This window comes from Nitrosopumilus sp. (genome assembly GCF_025699125.1).
Lineage (GTDB): Archaea > Thermoproteota > Nitrososphaeria > Nitrososphaerales > Nitrosopumilaceae > Nitrosopumilus.
In genome coordinates this window covers 302755-318130 of the sequence record NZ_JAILWC010000003.1, presented here as the reverse complement: position 1 = coordinate 318130, position 15376 = coordinate 302755, and the positions used below count along the sequence as shown (strand labels likewise).

Annotated in this window: 20 protein-coding genes; 16 read left to right on the top strand and 4 right to left on the bottom strand. The window is 33.8% G+C overall.

Features of this window, described 5'->3' with window-relative positions:
* Positions 1-114: 114 nt before the first annotated feature.
* Positions 115-477: a hypothetical protein gene (locus K5783_RS09305; protein ID WP_297473912.1), complete on the bottom strand. Its 363-nt coding sequence runs from the start codon at positions 475-477 to the stop codon at positions 115-117.
* A 118-nt stretch (positions 478-595) separates the two neighbouring features.
* Positions 596-1159, bottom strand: coding sequence for a methane monooxygenase/ammonia monooxygenase subunit C (locus tag K5783_RS09300; protein WP_048097271.1), 564 nt, complete (start codon positions 1157-1159; stop codon positions 596-598).
* 254 nt (positions 1160-1413) lie between these two features.
* On the opposite strand from K5783_RS09300, the gene K5783_RS09295 reads away from it, so the two are divergent.
* From K5783_RS09295 to K5783_RS09285, 3 genes are all read left to right on the top strand, one after another.
* A complete protein-coding gene (locus K5783_RS09295; protein ID WP_297473908.1) occupies positions 1414-1983 on the top strand; it encodes a methane monooxygenase/ammonia monooxygenase subunit B in 570 nt (189 codons plus the stop codon).
* A gap of 97 nt (positions 1984-2080) precedes the next feature.
* Positions 2081-2395: a hypothetical protein gene (locus tag K5783_RS09290; protein ID WP_297473907.1), complete on the top strand. Its 315-nt coding sequence runs from the start codon at positions 2081-2083 to the stop codon at positions 2393-2395.
* A gap of 38 nt (positions 2396-2433) precedes the next feature.
* Complete coding sequence (locus K5783_RS09285) at positions 2434-2964, top strand: hypothetical protein (RefSeq protein WP_109877029.1); 531 nt, start codon at positions 2434-2436, stop codon at positions 2962-2964.
* Between the two features lie 114 nt (positions 2965-3078).
* Here the strand turns inward: K5783_RS09285 and K5783_RS09280 are convergent, their stop codons facing one another.
* Complete coding sequence (locus tag K5783_RS09280) at positions 3079-3348, bottom strand: hypothetical protein (RefSeq protein ID WP_014963880.1); 270 nt, start codon at positions 3346-3348, stop codon at positions 3079-3081.
* A gap of 110 nt (positions 3349-3458) precedes the next feature.
* Complete coding sequence (locus K5783_RS09275) at positions 3459-3791, bottom strand: hypothetical protein (RefSeq protein WP_109876999.1); 333 nt, start codon at positions 3789-3791, stop codon at positions 3459-3461.
* Between the two features lie 123 nt (positions 3792-3914).
* On the opposite strand from K5783_RS09275, the gene K5783_RS09270 reads away from it, so the two are divergent.
* The 13 genes from K5783_RS09270 to K5783_RS09210 all read left to right on the top strand — a co-directional run bounded on the left by K5783_RS09270 (position 3915) and on the right by K5783_RS09210 (position 15357).
* Positions 3915-4364, top strand: coding sequence for a 30S ribosomal protein S15 (locus K5783_RS09270; protein WP_109877000.1), 450 nt, complete (start codon positions 3915-3917; stop codon positions 4362-4364).
* A complete protein-coding gene (locus tag K5783_RS09265; protein WP_297473902.1) occupies positions 4364-5785 on the top strand; it encodes a DHH family phosphoesterase in 1422 nt (473 codons plus the stop codon). Before K5783_RS09270 ends, K5783_RS09265 begins: the two co-directional genes overlap by 1 nt.
* A complete protein-coding gene (locus K5783_RS09260; RefSeq protein ID WP_109877002.1) occupies positions 5748-5990 on the top strand; it encodes a KEOPS complex subunit Pcc1 in 243 nt (80 codons plus the stop codon). The genes K5783_RS09265 and K5783_RS09260 overlap by 38 nt, the downstream gene beginning before the upstream one ends.
* Positions 5990-7255 (top strand): serine--tRNA ligase, encoded by a 1266-nt coding sequence (gene serS / locus K5783_RS09255; protein WP_297473900.1) that lies wholly within the window; start codon positions 5990-5992, stop codon positions 7253-7255. Before K5783_RS09260 ends, serS begins: the two co-directional genes overlap by 1 nt.
* A gap of 40 nt (positions 7256-7295) precedes the next feature.
* The gene (locus tag K5783_RS09250; protein ID WP_109877004.1) at positions 7296-7907 is read left to right on the top strand and encodes a 30S ribosomal protein S3ae; all 612 of its coding nucleotides are present in this window, start codon (positions 7296-7298) and stop codon (positions 7905-7907) included.
* A gap of 26 nt (positions 7908-7933) precedes the next feature.
* The gene (locus tag K5783_RS09245) at positions 7934-8359 is read left to right on the top strand and encodes an RNA-binding domain-containing protein (RefSeq protein ID WP_297473898.1); all 426 of its coding nucleotides are present in this window, start codon (positions 7934-7936) and stop codon (positions 8357-8359) included.
* Between the two features lie 185 nt (positions 8360-8544).
* On the top strand, positions 8545-10002 hold the full coding sequence (locus K5783_RS09240; protein ID WP_297473897.1) for an NAD(P)/FAD-dependent oxidoreductase: 1458 nt from the start codon (positions 8545-8547) through the stop codon (positions 10000-10002).
* Positions 10003-10042: 40 nt separating this feature from the next.
* Positions 10043-10837 (top strand): MoxR family ATPase, encoded by a 795-nt coding sequence (locus tag K5783_RS09235; RefSeq protein WP_297473896.1) that lies wholly within the window; start codon positions 10043-10045, stop codon positions 10835-10837.
* Positions 10838-12400 carry a vWA domain-containing protein gene (locus K5783_RS09230; protein ID WP_297473894.1) on the top strand — a complete coding sequence of 521 codons (1563 nt, stop codon included), beginning with the start codon at positions 10838-10840 and terminating at the stop codon, positions 12398-12400. It begins immediately after the preceding gene.
* 78 nt (positions 12401-12478) lie between these two features.
* Positions 12479-14026, top strand: a complete 1548-nt coding sequence (locus tag K5783_RS09225) for a pyridoxal-phosphate dependent enzyme (protein WP_297473891.1) — start codon at positions 12479-12481, stop codon at positions 14024-14026.
* Between the two features lie 3 nt (positions 14027-14029).
* Positions 14030-14485: an ASCH domain-containing protein gene (locus tag K5783_RS09220; protein ID WP_297473890.1), complete on the top strand. Its 456-nt coding sequence runs from the start codon at positions 14030-14032 to the stop codon at positions 14483-14485.
* Positions 14486-14547: 62 nt separating this feature from the next.
* Complete coding sequence (locus tag K5783_RS09215) at positions 14548-15111, top strand: TATA-box-binding protein (protein ID WP_048115071.1); 564 nt, start codon at positions 14548-14550, stop codon at positions 15109-15111.
* Positions 15112-15135: 24 nt separating this feature from the next.
* On the top strand, positions 15136-15357 hold the full coding sequence (locus K5783_RS09210) for a hypothetical protein (protein WP_297473887.1): 222 nt from the start codon (positions 15136-15138) through the stop codon (positions 15355-15357).
* Positions 15358-15376 lie beyond the last annotated feature (19 nt).

Below are 15376 nucleotides of genomic sequence, written 5' to 3'. Positions count from 1 at the left end.
AAAATTTTAGAGTGTGAAGGAGATCGTTGTTTTAACTTTGGAAAATAGGAAAAAACGTAATCAAAACTGACTGTTTAAAATTAAAATGAAAAAGAAGTGTAATGAAGTGTTCGATTACCAACCAACGTATAGTGATACGAATAGTACAAATGCGGTTGCGCCTGCAACACTAGCGGCAACTATACCATTACTGTTTTTGTTGGAACCTTCTTCCATGACTTTAACACAGAAGATGTAACCTATTGCCTCAATGATTGCGAGTACGATGAATGCAAAGTGTCCACTTGCTGTTGGATATGCCCATGGATAATAGAAGTATCCAGCTGCAGTACCACCAAAAGTAGCCAATAATGCTGCCCAGAATGAAATTGTTATCATACCAGTCATGTTTTCAACGCGTCGTCCAATCATTCGCTCTATATCAGCACTTGATGATCCACCAGTGCCGCCAGAACCGAATCCTTTAGGAAGAGTCATTCTGGAATTATTCTAAATCAGATTCTTTTAAGTCTTTCTTAAACAGGAGTATTAGTACGATCCACGTCTTTTTTTTAAAAATAATAAAAGAGAAAAAATGTGCTTTTGCACAATTTGTCTATGGAATTGATCTACTGTACAATTTGCCTTCTAAGGCCATCTTGTACATTTCTGCAACATATGGGTTCTCTCCAGGAGTTTCTGCACCTAATTCTACGAGTCTAGCATATACTCTGACTACGTATGCAAGTGCACCCATGAATGCAACTACTACACCCATGTTAAACATCCAGTGATTTGGAACCGCAAATATTTCCTCTACAAACCAAAAGTGCCACATCTCATTGACCCCAATTGTAAACATTGTTGCAAGGTAACCAAGAATGGTCATCTTCAATCCTGTGTTCATTGAATTGTTAGGACCTCTAAGAACTGGTACTTTTCTATCATAGATTGCTGCTGCTCCCCATCCAAGTGGTAATGTGATGAAGTGGGAATACAACCACCAGTGTGCTGGTGTAAATGCACTATCTCTGATAGAAGTCTGATGTAGAGAACCATCAACGAAGTTATCAACTTCGACTGATGCTGCAGTAGATCCCATAGCAATAACGATGAGCCAGATTTTTTTAAGTCTCTGAATCTCAACTTCTTTTGGGATTAATGCGGGCATCTGTGCCATGCTAGATTAGGTGTGAATTCGGGATATAAAGTAAGAGATTGAAAATTGGATAATTTTATTAAAATTTTTATATTATTATTGATTTTTTTAAAAAAAAATAACATTAGTTGTTTAGTAAATTAAAATAATTTTATTGTTTTTTTAGTATTTTCATTGTATAGCATCGATGATTAACATCATATCAAGCATCGATCCTCGTAATGAAGGTAAAACATATAACGATGTGTATTATTTCCTCAATATTAGGGATAACTATGGTCGAAAAAAGAATTTTCGTATTTGGACTAGCTGTAGTACTTGCACTAGGAACATTAGGTTTCAACTGGGTTGAATCCATAATTCCAACTGCAGATGCACACGGTGTCCAAGCACAACTCCAGAGTCGTTTCATCAGAATTGAGGATGAAACCTTTAACAGACAATCCCTACAAACTGGCGAAACCTTGACAGTTCAAGGAACACTAGTCAGCCTTGTAGAAAGAGACCTAAGAGGATGGCTCTCAATATTCACAGAGTCAACCAACGCAGGTAACAGATGGGAGATGCTAGCAAGAGATCCACCAGGAAACGTCTTTGACATTCCAGGTAACGCTGTCGTCGATTATTCATTATCTGCAAAAGCACTTGAAGCAGGTGTATACCACGTACACACCCAACTCAATGTAGCAAAAGTTGGTCCAGGACTTGGTCCAGGTCAAACAGTAGTCGTTGAAGGAGATCCAATTATCAAACCAATCCCATATACTAACATCGCATATCAATCAATCATAATAGGTGTTGGTTATGTCATTACGTTTGCAACACGACCCTGGCAAGTAATCTAAACAACCCAACCTTTTCCTTTTCATTTTATAATTAATCATATGATTGGCGTATTGGTTTGAAACCAAGTTTTATCTTCTAGAAAATAGTATTGAAATTGTGTTAAGTTTTAGAATAATCAAACTAGATATTTTTCAAAGTTATTTTTTCGGAGAAGTTGAATTTCGTTCAGATATTTTCAAAGTTAACATCCAAAACCAGAGACGAGGTAAAGTTCTCAAATTACCCTTTGAGTTAAAATCAAAAAATGAAAAAGTAATTGTTAGAATGACGGGAGCAGATGATTTGTTTGTAGAAGACTATCTCCCTTACAAAGGTGAATCAGAATGGTTAGAGATTGACTCAGATGAAATCACATATTTTCTTGCAGATCATCAAGATCAATTTGATACTATTGAGATAATGTTTGAGTAAGAGAAAGGACTTTAAGGAATCCGTCTAAAATCATCATCATGAAATATCCTGGAATGGGGGATCCTTACAAAAGAAATAAGACAATAAAATTTCTTGTGATAAGTGCCATCATAGGAGGCATCGCAGTATTGCTTACTAGCTTTGTAGTAAACCCAATGATAGGTGGACAACCACATAATGCTTGCATTGACAATATTGATACAGATTGGAAAATATCATTTACATTTGAAATGATTTTGGATGGTCAGAAAGCCGAAGTTCAACCAAATATCGGAATCACGGAAGGGTGTCAAAGAGCCATATACACGCTTTCTAATGATGGTACAGTATATGCAGAATGGACTGAAAACCCTAATTTTGAAATAGGACATTTCCTATACATTTCCAAGTTTAAAATTAGAGACATGGAAGAGTCAAAAACAGAAATTTATGTTAATGATAGGTTGTCAGAGATGGGTCTCAAAACCCCATTACAAGACAAGTATCACTACAAAGCAGTATTTACATCAAAAGATTATGATTCATCAAAAGACAAAGATTACCTTCCAGAATTGAAAACTAGTGATTAATCCTATAACTAAAAAATTAGTAATTGAGAACTAGAAAAAAATCATAACTTTAGAAAATAAACACAGAGTTTTCTAAAATTATTAAAAATAATGAAAAGAAGAAAGGTAGTAATTTTACCAGTATTTGCCGTTGTCTGGAATCAGACCAATGCCTTCTCTTTCAAAGTGTCTGTCCAACTCATCGACCCATCTCTCACGGTTGTCCTTGTAAGCCCATCCGTGTACACGTAACCAGAATGAGATAATTCCTAGAAGGAATATTGTGAACATCATGGTTCCGAAGATGTAAATCATTACATCATAGAATAATGGATCATAGTTTGGTCCCAGTTGTCCTGTAAGTGATGACAGGATGCTTAGGAAAGTTCCTACGATAGGAGTCATGATAATTTGGCTCTATTTGTGCGATATATACATTTCTTTTATTATCAGAAAGTACGAGATCAGTATCCACTAAGACGTAGAAAATAAAATAAGAGAAAAGTGAGGTTTGATTATCCTCTGCCCATTGCTGCGTATTTGCCAGATCTTCCTCTAATGAAGAATGCTCCTGCAATACCACCGAACACTGCACCTGCGATAACTGAGGCACCAACTACACCACTTGCATCAAGATATGGAGTTCCTGAGCCAGAGGCGGGATTTGCTTCAGCAGCTTCTATTCTTCTTCTTTGAATTTCAAGTGCTTCCTCTAATGTGTAAGATCCGGTTTCCCCTTCACTACCAACGTTTCCCATGTATTGTGCAAATGCTATTGCATCTTCTGCATAGAATCCCATAGTGAAGACAGCAACTAAGGATGCTGCTAATAGTATTTTTGTATTCATACCGTTTACCTGCTCGTTTTGAAGCCAGAGACTTATTTAACTTTTATTCTAAACACCAATTTTCGATATAATGTACGAGATCAGTAAAGTAACGTTTAATTCGGTACTTTAATCAGCCAAATCATGGGACGAATGCATACTCATAGACATGGAAAATCGCATTCCATCAGACCAGCTACATTGCGTGCTCCTTCATGGATAACACAAAGTCCTAAAGAAATAGAAGAATTAGTTGTAAAATATTCTAAAGATGGTTTAACCCCAAGTCAAATTGGAATTAAATTAAGAGATCAGCATTCAATTCCTCTCATCAAACCAATTACCAAGAAAAGTATGGGTGATATTCTAAAGGAAAATGATTTGAGACCGGAAATGCCAGAAGACCTTGAAAATATGGTTAAAAAAGCAGTTGGTCTTCAAAAGCACCTAAAAGAAAACAAGGGTGACAATAGAAATGTAAGATCTTTGGAACTAATAGAAGCCAAAGTTCATAGACTATCAGTGTACTACAAGAGAATTGAAAGAATTCCTAAAACCTGGAAATATAAATCCGTGGTTGCTCAATTAGAGTAATGACAAAATCGCTTGATGAGTCACTTTCATATTTCAAAGATAAAATTTCAGATTGTATAAAATCTAAAAAATCAATTTTTGTTACAACCCATATTGATTGCGACGGACTTACATCGGGCAGCATTATTGCTAAAGCTCTAATCAGAGAAGGTGCAAATTGTACTGTCAGAACATCAAAAGAATTTAGTAAAAATGTGGTTGAATCTTTCAAAAAAGACTCTAGGGATTTTCATGTTGTAACAGATTTAGGAGGAGGTTTTGCAAATGAGCTAGATTCTACACTAGGAGATAATTGGATTGTTTTAGATCATCACCAAATTCCAGATAAAGAGATAGATAATCAAAATGTCATTAATGCATGGAAATATGGAATTGATGGAGGAGCAGAGATTTGTGCAGGAGGAATGGCATATCTTGCATCAATTGCATTAGATGAAAAAAATTCAGATTTGTCTGCCATTGCAGTTGTTTCAGCATTAGGTGACAGACAAGATCAAGGAGAAAGAAAATCATTTACTGGTAAAAATTTTGAAATTTCAAATACTGCAAAAGAACTAGGGTTGGTGGATATTGATTTAGATTTATTATTAGTAGGAAGAGAAACTAGACCTCTTCCGGATGCACTTGCATTTACCTCACAGCCATTTATTGAAGGATTGACCTGGAATAGAGATGCATGTCTTTCTCTTCTAAACTCATCAGGAATCAAGTTAAAGGAGGGAGGAAGATGGAGAGTTCCAGCAGAACTAAACGAAGAGGAAAAAAGACAGGTAATCGAATCAATTACTAAATTCACATCAGGCAAAAATGCTACTGAGATAATGTCAGAATTAATTGGATATACATACACATTTCCAAGAGAAGACAATAGGAGTTTCTTGAGGGACGGAAGGGAATTTTCTACCATGTTAAACTCCTGTGGAAGAATCAATCGTTCTGGTGTCGGCATGGCAATATGCATGGGAGACAGAAATAAGATACTAAGGGAAGGAGAATCAATTTTGACAGACTATAGAAAAATGATTAGAGAATACATGAGTATATTATCAAATGAAAGATGGCGAATTTCTGAAAGTGAAACTTGTGTTATGGTAAATGGTGAAGACATAGTACCGGAAACAATGACTGGGACTATCTCATCATTAATTGCAGGCTCTCCAAAAAATTCAGGTAAAATCGTAATTTTGAGAACAAAGGGAGAAGAAAATACAATAAAGTTCTCATCAAGAAAATCTTTTAGTTGTAATTCAGATATCAACCTCAGCGAAATAATGAGAACAGGTGCTGAGAAATTTGACGGTATTGGTGGAGGACATAATGCAGCAGCAGGCGCAAAAATAACTAAAGACAAATTGGACGAATTTCTCAATTATTTAGAAGTAAATGTCGTTAACATGCCAAGTAAAAGTAGTACTCAATAACATATCTAAAGAAAAGGCTGAAACTATCAAAAAAGCACTAGAACCAGATAATGTAAATTTTCCAGAAGGATTGAGTCTTTATGTTGAAAATATTGATAACAAACTAGTTTTTAATTTTGAAAGTAAGAAGAATATGAAACAACTTATTGGGACAATTGATGAAGTAGTTGAGCATATACAAGTATCATTAAAGGTGATAGAATAATGTTAGATCCAAAATTAATCAAAGAAAATCCTCAAATTATTCAAGATATGCTCAAAGCAAGATCAGTAGAATTTGATTTGAACGGATTGATAAAATCTGATCAAAAAAGGCGGGAATTTATTCTTAAAACAGATGAATTGAGAAAAAAGAAAAATCAAGTAGCATTGGAGATTTCACTAAAAAAGAAGAAAGGAGAAGATGCATCAGGAATTTTAAAAGAAATGAAAAATGTTTCAGCTAAACTTTCTGAATTAGAATCAGAACAAGAAAGTATTGAAAAATACTATTCAAAATTAGCACTAACTATTCCAAATCTTGTCGATAAATCAGTTCCCGTAGGCATAGATGAAAGTTCCAATATAGAAATTAGAAAATGGGGAAAGATACCAAATTTTAATTTTAAAATAAATGATCATATAGATATTTCTGAAAATTTAGATTTGGTTGATCTTGAAAGGGCAGCTAAAGTAGCAGGAGCTAGATTCTATTATCTAAAAAATGATCTTGTAAGACTCAATCAGTCATTAATTCACTATGGACTAAATTTTCTTGCAAAAAAAGAATATTCGCTTGTTCAACCACCATATATGATTAATCGGGAATCAATGGAGGGAGCAGTAATTGCAGATGATTTTGAAGAAGTAATTTACAAAGTTGAAGATGAGGATCTTTACATGATTGGAACATCAGAACATGCAATGGCGGCAATGCATTCAAAAGAAATCATAGAAGGAAAAGATTTACCTTTAAGATATGCAGGAATCAGCCCATGTTTTAGAAAAGAAGCTGGAGCGCATGGCAGAGATCAGAAGGGAATTTTCAGAGTACATCAATTTGATAAAATTGAACAATTTGTCTTTTCAAGACCTGAAGACTCTTGGAATGAACATGAAAAAATGATATCAGTTGCTGAAGAATTTTATCAAAGCTTGGAAATCCCATACAGAGTAATGCTGCTGTCAACTGGAGACATGGGAAAAGTTTCAGCAAAAACATACGATATTGAAGCGTGGATGGCAGGACAAAATGCCTATAGAGAGATCGTATCTTGCTCAAACTGTTTGGATTATCAAGCAAGAAGATTGAAAATAAGATTTAGAGATAAAACAAATGAAGACACGCAATACTTGCACACGCTAAATAGCACTCTAATTGCCACAACTAGAATTTTGGTAGCAATTATGGAGAATTTCCAAACAAAAGATGGACACATCAAAATTCCTTATGTTTTGCAGAGTTACATGGGAAATCAGAAAGAGATCTAGTGACATACCCTTATATTTTGGGTTCAAAGGTCGATAATAATTGGCACGTAGAAAAGGTCGAGTAAAAGACAAGTGGAGAGAAAAACGGTGGATCACTGTTAATGCTCCAGATTCATTTAACAACGTACCAATTGCTTATGTCCCAATTACTGATGATGAAAATGCATCAGGTAGAGTTTTAGAAGTTACACTCTATGATATTTTGAAAGGAGATCCATCACAACACCAATACAAAATTTATTTTCAAATTGACAAGGTTGATGGTGACAAGGCAACAACAATTTTCAAGAGATTTGAATATTCAAAAGAATTTTTACGAAGTTTAGTTAGACGTGGTTCATCAAAAATTAATTTCATCATAGATATTAAAACAAAAGACGGTTATATCTTCAGAATCAAAGTTATTGCCCTAACCCATAGACAATTAAACACATCTAGAAAACACGCTCTTAGATTGATTGCAAGAGATGTAATTAACAAGACAGTTCCAGAAATGACAATCGAGCAGTTTGTCCAAGCAACTTGTTATAGCAAGATCAATTCGGATATCATGGCAGCATTTAAGAAAGTTATCAGAGTAAGACATGTAGGTCTTGAGAAAGTAAAACTCATCAGAACGGCAGATAAAGAAACAGTGTTACTTGAAGCATAATTAACCCAAGTAATTCTTTTACAATTATGATTGACAAAATTGAAGTAACAGTTGACGTAATTGTACATGCAACAGAGGATATTTCAAAAATATTCCAAGCGTTTGAATTACTAAATCTAAAAAAAGAAGATTTCACAATTCAGGAAACCACAGGATACTTTGAGAATCCAATCATCATGTTAAATGCAAAAATTGTAAAAAAAGAGGCTGAGAATTTTATAAGGAAACTTTTAGGACTGCTCTCTCATCAGCAAATCAACGAGTTAATTGAAGAGATTGAAGAAAGAACAGTAGATTCTAGATTTCACATGAGATTAGACAAACAAGAACTAATCAAAGGAAATGTCGTAATTAGAGAAAAAGACACAGTAAAAATAAAAATTCACACACCGATTTACAACAAAAAAGAGACTGTCAAAACATTTACAGAAATTTTTCAAATTGCCACCTAGATTAAATAGGAATGACGGAGTAATTCAATTTGGGAATGAGGAAATAACAGCCGCTCCAGTCTGAGTTAAAGCTATGAAGACGCCGCGACGAACCGACCCCATTTTAATCGATCAAAAATACAACATTAGATCCACACACATCATCATGGTATTATTTTAAATACGGATAGACGGACCGAATTATCGTGGTAGATTATGACGTTATAATTGCAGGAGGAGGTCTTGCAGGTACAATTACAGCCCAAGCTGTTTCTCATTATTCGAATCAAAATGCAAAAATTTTGGTTGTTGATAGAAATACAGAATTTTTACCTGGTAGAAAATCATTAGCAGGTTGGGTATGTGGAGATGCTTGTTCTAAAGAAGCTGTAGATTACATGTCAGATCGAATCAAGGTCAAGTGGACAAAACCCGAAATTGAGCATGACGTAAAGGGGGTAATGGCATTTTCGCCAGACAAAGAAACTGCCATTCCATTTGATGGTGCAGGATATATGCTAAATCGTCAAAAACTTCCTGAAATTCAAAATGAAAGATGTAGAAAAATGGGAATTGATTTTCAATATGAAATTAATCTTACGGGTCTAGTTTATGATGGTCAACAAGTAGTAGGAGTTCAAGGAATTGACAATAAAACAAAACAACCTTTCAAAAAAACAGCAAAAATTGTAATTGATGCCACAGGTGTTACATCTATGCTGAGAAATGGACTTCAGAACTCAACCAAAGTGGAAAAGAGAATAGACAGACGAGATTTAGAGTCAACAGGGAGATACATTATGTATTTTGAGCCAGGACAGAAAGATCTCTCAGAATTTGATCCGAATTATTGTATTATTCATTTAGACCAAGACATTGCACCGGGAGGATATGGATGGGTATTTCCTAAAGCAGAAAACAAAGTGAATATTGGTTTAGGAGTAGAGAAATCACTGCTAGATAAAAGAAACAAGAGATTGGGGAAAAAAGATAATGTCGAATCATTAATGAAAGAGTATCTTGCAAGAAACATAGCTATTAAAAATCCAAAACTATCTGAAGATCCTCAAGACATTAACAATAACTCAGGAGTTTTCCAAGTGTCAGTTAGACGACAAAATGATTGTATGGTTTCAGGTGGCTATATGATGGTTGGAGATTCTGCATGGATGCCAAAACCAATTGATGCAGGAGGAATTGGACCAGCATTAATTGCAGGAACAATTTTAGGAAATAATGTTGCCCAAGCACTACAAGCAAATGATGTTTCAGAAGCTAGTCTTTGGCAATACAATCTTGACTACATCAAAGAATATGGATACAAAACCGCAGGTCTTGAACTCTTTAGAAGACTAGTGCAACAGATGACTAACGAGCAGATCAGTTATGGGATGAAACACTTTTTGGGAAATCTTGATGTTGAAGCAATTAGTAAAGGAGAACATCCAGATTTTACAGGATTAGGAAAAATTGGAATGATCATTAGAGGTGCAATGAACAAAACAGTTGCAGATGGATTAAGATACACATCAAAACAAAACCAATGGTTAGTAGAACATTATTATAATTATCCAAAAGATCCGTCTGGTTTTGATGAATGGAATAAGACATTACATCAAAGACTTGATGAAGCTTTTACAAAAGTAGAAGCATTTGGAAAATAGATCTAATATTAAATATTGTTTAAATCAATGAAAACGTACTTTGGAAGAAGTTCAATATCTTGATTGGAATGATTCAATCCAGATTTTAAACAAGGCATTTGAAGCAGGTCTTTTTGTTCTTATTATAGGACCCAAGGGAACCGGAAAAACATCGCTTGTCAGAGATTTTGCTCAAAGCAAAAATATGAATTTACAATCAATTAATTTCAGCCTAAGAACAAGAGAAAGTCATTTGGTAGGCTCAAAGACGCTTACTGATGGAACTGTCACTTTTGATGAAGGAGTTTTGATAAAATCTATGAGAGAAGGAAATACACTATATTTAGATGAGATAAATGCAGCAGAGGCAGATGTTTTGCTTAGACTGGATGAAGCATTAGATGATAGACGACAAATTGTACTAAAAGAATCAACAGGGGAACTAATCAAAGCTAAAGAAAACTGGTTTGTGATTGGAACAATCAATCCATTAACTCATAGCGGAACAAAAGAACTGCCACCTCAAATACTAAGCAGATTCCCAGTAAGAATTAGATTAGAATATCCTCCAGAAGATATAGAATTAGAGATTGTAAAAAAACATGTTTCTGGAGAACATGAATCAGAAATTATTCAGGCAATAAAATTAGCAAATACACTCAGACAAGCAGCTGCAGTTGAAGAATTGTTTTATTCTCCTAGTCTGAGGGAAACCATTGCATTTGCAAAATTGTTAGACAAGGGAATGTCTAGTAAAGAGGCAGCAAAATTTGTTTTTGGGAATGTTTACACACAATGGGGAAATATAGAATATCAAAAAGTAAGTGACATCATAACGTCGATGTTTGGGAATTAAATGCAAGCAATTCAACTCCAGACAGAATCGATTGTAGAGATTGCCACTTTTCTTGTAAGAAGATGGTCTGAGAAAGACAACATAATTGTTGAAATTTCAGACAAAGTAGAAACAAGAACTAGATTAAATGAGAACAGAGTAATCCTGACTCCGCTTGAGAAAAGAATAGGCAATGATTTTCAAAAGTATCGTCAATTTAGAACATCGTTATGGTATGAAGCAATGAGAATAAAATTTTGCAAGAAAATTCTCAGCAATGATCATGCATTTGGATTTATTCTAAACACATTGGAAACACAAAGAGTTGAAAGACTGGGTAGAGAAATTTGGAAAGGAATGGATGATGAGATCATCTTCAATTATACATACATGCTTGTAGCAAGACCTCAGCTGCATACGGTTTATGGAAAAGCAAGGATTGTAGAGGCATTTTATCAATATTTCATGTTTGGCACAATAAAAGGCGAAATCCAATCAAGTCAGTTTGAACAAATTAAAAAAGCCGCTGTATTTGGGAAAAAAATTGTCAATAAAGCAATCGAAGAAAACCATGACACCGAATGGCTTGAAGAGAAAATAAGTGAAATAATTAAAATTTTAGATATCGATTCACTCTTAACAATTCCAATTTCATTGCCTTTTATGAAAGCAGGGATGGCACTTTCAGAAGAAGAACTGTTAAAAGTTTTAAAAATAATTTCAAAAAACAAAGAAGGCGATTTTGGTTCAATTGATCCAGCATCAATAATAAAAGGAGACAATGTCTATGATGAATACAAAGTATTACTAGATGAAAATGAAAAAACAGAAAACAAAGGTTTGAATCCAGAACCAATAGGAGTTCAAACGCCTTCTACAAAAAATGTAGATGAAACAGTAATTTTTGACATGAGTTTGATAAATGGACTAAAAATGAGATTTAAGGAATGGAAAACAGGTTGGAAAGAACAACATCTAAGAACTGGAGATGAATTTGATGAAGAAAATTACATTGATGGAAATGAACCATTTTTTACAGATGAAAAAAAATCCATTAAAACAAAAATTGTAATATTATTGGACCATTCTTCAAGTATTGCATCAGATGCCATAGAATATAAAAAAGCAACATTAGCCCTTTGTGAAGTTTTATCTTATCTTAAAGTAAAGTTTGCAGTTTATGCATTTAGTACAGAAAACAGATCTGTAGTTTGCTGGTCTGTAAAACCAGATAATGTTAAATGGAATAATATTACCGCAAAAAGATTAGCTCAAATAGTTGCCAATGGGTCAACGCCACTAGCAGAAGTCTATGATAAAATGTTCCCAATTTTACAGTCAAAAAGGCCAGATATTTTTTTGACATTAACAGATGGAGAGCCTTCAGATCCAAATGCAGTCAGAATTATGACAAAGCAGTTCAAAGGATTAGGCATCAATATGATCTCTTTAGGCCTAGGTCCGAATACTGTAAGAGCAACCACAATAGCAAATAATCTAAAACGTTTGGGTTATGAAAAAACAATGGCTGTAAGTAGACTCAAAGATATTCCAAGTAAAGTAATTGGAATTTTAAATGTGTAAATGAAAAATTGAATTCCCACTATTTTTCCTATGAGATATTTTATATGAGATTACAGACGAGACAGATTGAAGAGAAAATTGAACGAAAATCAAAGTAACAACGTTGACAATACACTACTGCAAAAATTTGAACAAGAAATATGGAATAAAATACCTCACATAGAAGAAACAAAGGTTGTCAACCCAACACCATTAGTTGATCTTACAGAAGATTTCAAAGAATGTGCCAAAAGTGTCTACAAATTAGATCTTGATGATAATTTGAAAGTTTATGGGAAATTTGATTCTACATTACTAAGTGGTTCAATCAAAGTAAGAGCTGCTGCTCATATCATTCATGATGCAATAATTTCTGGTAGACTAAAAGGAAATCAAACAGTGATTGAAGCTACTTCAGGAAATTTTGGAATAGCACTTGGGCAATTATCAAAGATAGGAATGAAAGTAGTTGCACTCGTATCAAGAAAATTACAAGAAGGAGTCTTCAAAGAATTAAGAAACGAAAACATTCGAATTATGGATTTAGATATGGATATTTGTCCAGCACCAGGAATGGAAAATAAAGCAGATGAGTTAGCTGCAAAAGCAACTGCAGGAAACATCAGATCACAGTTATCAGAACTAGGATTTAATCCCGAAATTTTTGACATAAATATTCAAGAAATTGAGAAATTATTGGCAAAACAAGATATCATAAATTTGGCAAGGTTTCTTGCAAAAATTTATGATTTATTCTGTCCAGAACAATATGATAACAAATTGAATATCGATATACATAGAACTGTAACTGCGAAAGAGATTGATCAGCAATTGCATGAAAATGGAGATTCATTGGAAAATTATCAAATTATTTGTTCATTTGGAACTGGTGGTACATCTGGAGGTTTGAGTCAATACATGACTGAAAAATATGAAAAAAAATCAATACATGTTGTCTTTCCTAGTCCAGGTCAAGATGTCGCAGGAATTAGAACTAAGGCAAAAGCTACGGGCTTGTCATTATACAAACCAGATACATATGCTGCAGAGCATGAAGTGGATTTTGAAAAGGCAAAATTCCTTTTGAAGTTTTTTGTAGATAAGGGTCATGACATAGGAGAAAGTACAGCACTAGAATTATTTGCTGCAATGCAGATGGCAAGTTCAGGAATTAATAAAAAATTTGTAATAATAGTAGCTGATGGAATTGGAAAATATAAAAAGAATTTTGAGCAAATTTCAAAAAATAAGATTCCAATGACCGTTTCATTAGAAGATGCATCATCAACAGTTAATGACTATGATAGAATTATCTGGGTGCATACACAATACACTCCTAAAGAAGAAGGAATTGAGATGATTGCAAAATCATTAGGTGTGGATAAATCAAAAATTTCTGTACCTAAAGCAAGAACTATCAACGAGTTATTATCAACACAACAAATCCCAGATGAATTAGATAAAGAACTAGACGGTTCTAAAGGAAAATCGTTGTTAGTATGTATGGCTGGAAATACTTCGCTTATGACTGCACAGGTACTAGCAAGTAAAGGAATAGTCACTCAAAGTTTGAATGGCGGAATAACAAATTTGCCTGCAGGTAGAGGTAAAAATCCAGGCGAATTCATTAAAGCAGCTACTGAATAAATCTTGAAATGTCTTTCAGTTTCTCAACCATTTGCTGATTTAATTATTTCAGGAAAAAAAACTATCGAATTACGAAAATGGAATACTAATTTTCGTGGTGAATTTTTGATTCATGCACCATTAAAAATCAAAACAGAAGATTGCAAGAGATTAAAGATGAATAAAAAATTTGTAACTGGAGCAATTATTGGAAAAGCTGAAATTTATGATGTAAAAAAATACAATTCAATTAAAGAAATAAAAATGGATCAAAAATTCCATTTAGCATCAAAAAATTTTCATGATAAAACTTTTGGATTTAGATTGAAAAATGCAAAACCATTGCGAATTCCAATTACATGCAAAGGTCAACTAGGATTCTTTGATATAGATATCCCTAAAACAAAAATCAAAAACACAGAGATAGTATCAGAGATTATAGATGAAGAATATCGTTACCAATGGATTGGACATCATTAAGACTCAAAGTTTCTCAAAAAGTTGACTAGTATATATAAAGGCGCTATTTAAAGTCCCTCGTTATGCCTCAAACAAAACCAATTGTTAGTGTTGAAAATGTTGTTGCTTCAGCATCAGTAGATCAAAAAATTGATCTTAATGACATTACAGAAAAATTTCCAGATACAGAATATCATCCTGAACAATTTCCAGGACTAGTTTTCAGATTGAAGAGTCCTAGAACTGCAACATTGATTTTTAGAACAGGAAAGATGGTGTGTACTGGTGCAAAATCAGAAGAGATGGCAATCAAAGCTGTAAACACAGTTGTTCAGAAATTAAGAAAGGGAAAAATCAAAATAAAAAAAGATGCAGTTATTACAGTTCAAAACATAGTTGCCGCAATTAATCTTGGAGGAAAAATTCACTTAGAAAAAGCGGCAAGAACTTTACCAAGAAGCATGTATGAACCAGAACAATTTCCAGGACTAATCCACAGAATGCTTGATCCAAAAACAGTGATATTGTTATTTGCATCTGGAAAATTAGTGTGTACTGGTGCAAAAAAAGAATCAGATGTTTATCGCTCAGTGCATAATTTACATGCTTTATTAGAAGAAAAAAATCTAATGATTTATGATCAATAATTCAAAATTCACATATTTTTAAAATTGTCTGAAGATAGATTTGATAATGAGAAGAAAAAATTAACACCAGACACAGGATTTAATTTGGTTAGTATCGATTATTTTGCAGAGCCTGGCAATCAGTTATACTTGGTGGAACATTTTGAAATGTATCAAGATGCACTAAATGCCAAAAAAGATAGAAAAAATCCTGAAGAGTACTTTGTATTGTATAAAGGAACCGGAGAGGAATTTTTATGCAGATAAATCATCAACTGTACTAAAT

Coding starts and splice junctions, on each gene's coding strand:
- K5783_RS09305 (WP_297473912.1), bottom strand. CDS start 477: ATGACTCTTCCTAAAGGATTCGGTTCTGGCGGCACTGGTGGATCATCA.
- K5783_RS09300 (WP_048097271.1), bottom strand. CDS start 1,159: ATGGCACAGATGCCCGCATTAATCCCAAAAGAAGTTGAGATTCAGAGA.
- K5783_RS09295 (WP_297473908.1), top strand. CDS start 1,414: ATGGTCGAAAAAAGAATTTTCGTATTTGGACTAGCTGTAGTACTTGCA.
- K5783_RS09285 (WP_109877029.1), top strand. CDS start 2,434: ATGAAATATCCTGGAATGGGGGATCCTTACAAAAGAAATAAGACAATA.
- K5783_RS09280 (WP_014963880.1), bottom strand. CDS start 3,348: ATGACTCCTATCGTAGGAACTTTCCTAAGCATCCTGTCATCACTTACA.
- K5783_RS09275 (WP_109876999.1), bottom strand. CDS start 3,791: ATGAATACAAAAATACTATTAGCAGCATCCTTAGTTGCTGTCTTCACT.
- K5783_RS09270 (WP_109877000.1), top strand. CDS start 3,915: ATGGGACGAATGCATACTCATAGACATGGAAAATCGCATTCCATCAGA.
- K5783_RS09265 (WP_297473902.1), top strand. CDS start 4,364: ATGACAAAATCGCTTGATGAGTCACTTTCATATTTCAAAGATAAAATT.
- K5783_RS09260 (WP_109877002.1), top strand. CDS start 5,748: ATGTCGTTAACATGCCAAGTAAAAGTAGTACTCAATAACATATCTAAA.
- serS (WP_297473900.1), top strand. CDS start 5,990: ATGTTAGATCCAAAATTAATCAAAGAAAATCCTCAAATTATTCAAGAT.
- K5783_RS09245 (WP_297473898.1), top strand. CDS start 7,934: ATGATTGACAAAATTGAAGTAACAGTTGACGTAATTGTACATGCAACA.
- K5783_RS09230 (WP_297473894.1), top strand. CDS start 10,838: ATGCAAGCAATTCAACTCCAGACAGAATCGATTGTAGAGATTGCCACT.
- K5783_RS09215 (WP_048115071.1), top strand. CDS start 14,548: ATGCCTCAAACAAAACCAATTGTTAGTGTTGAAAATGTTGTTGCTTCA.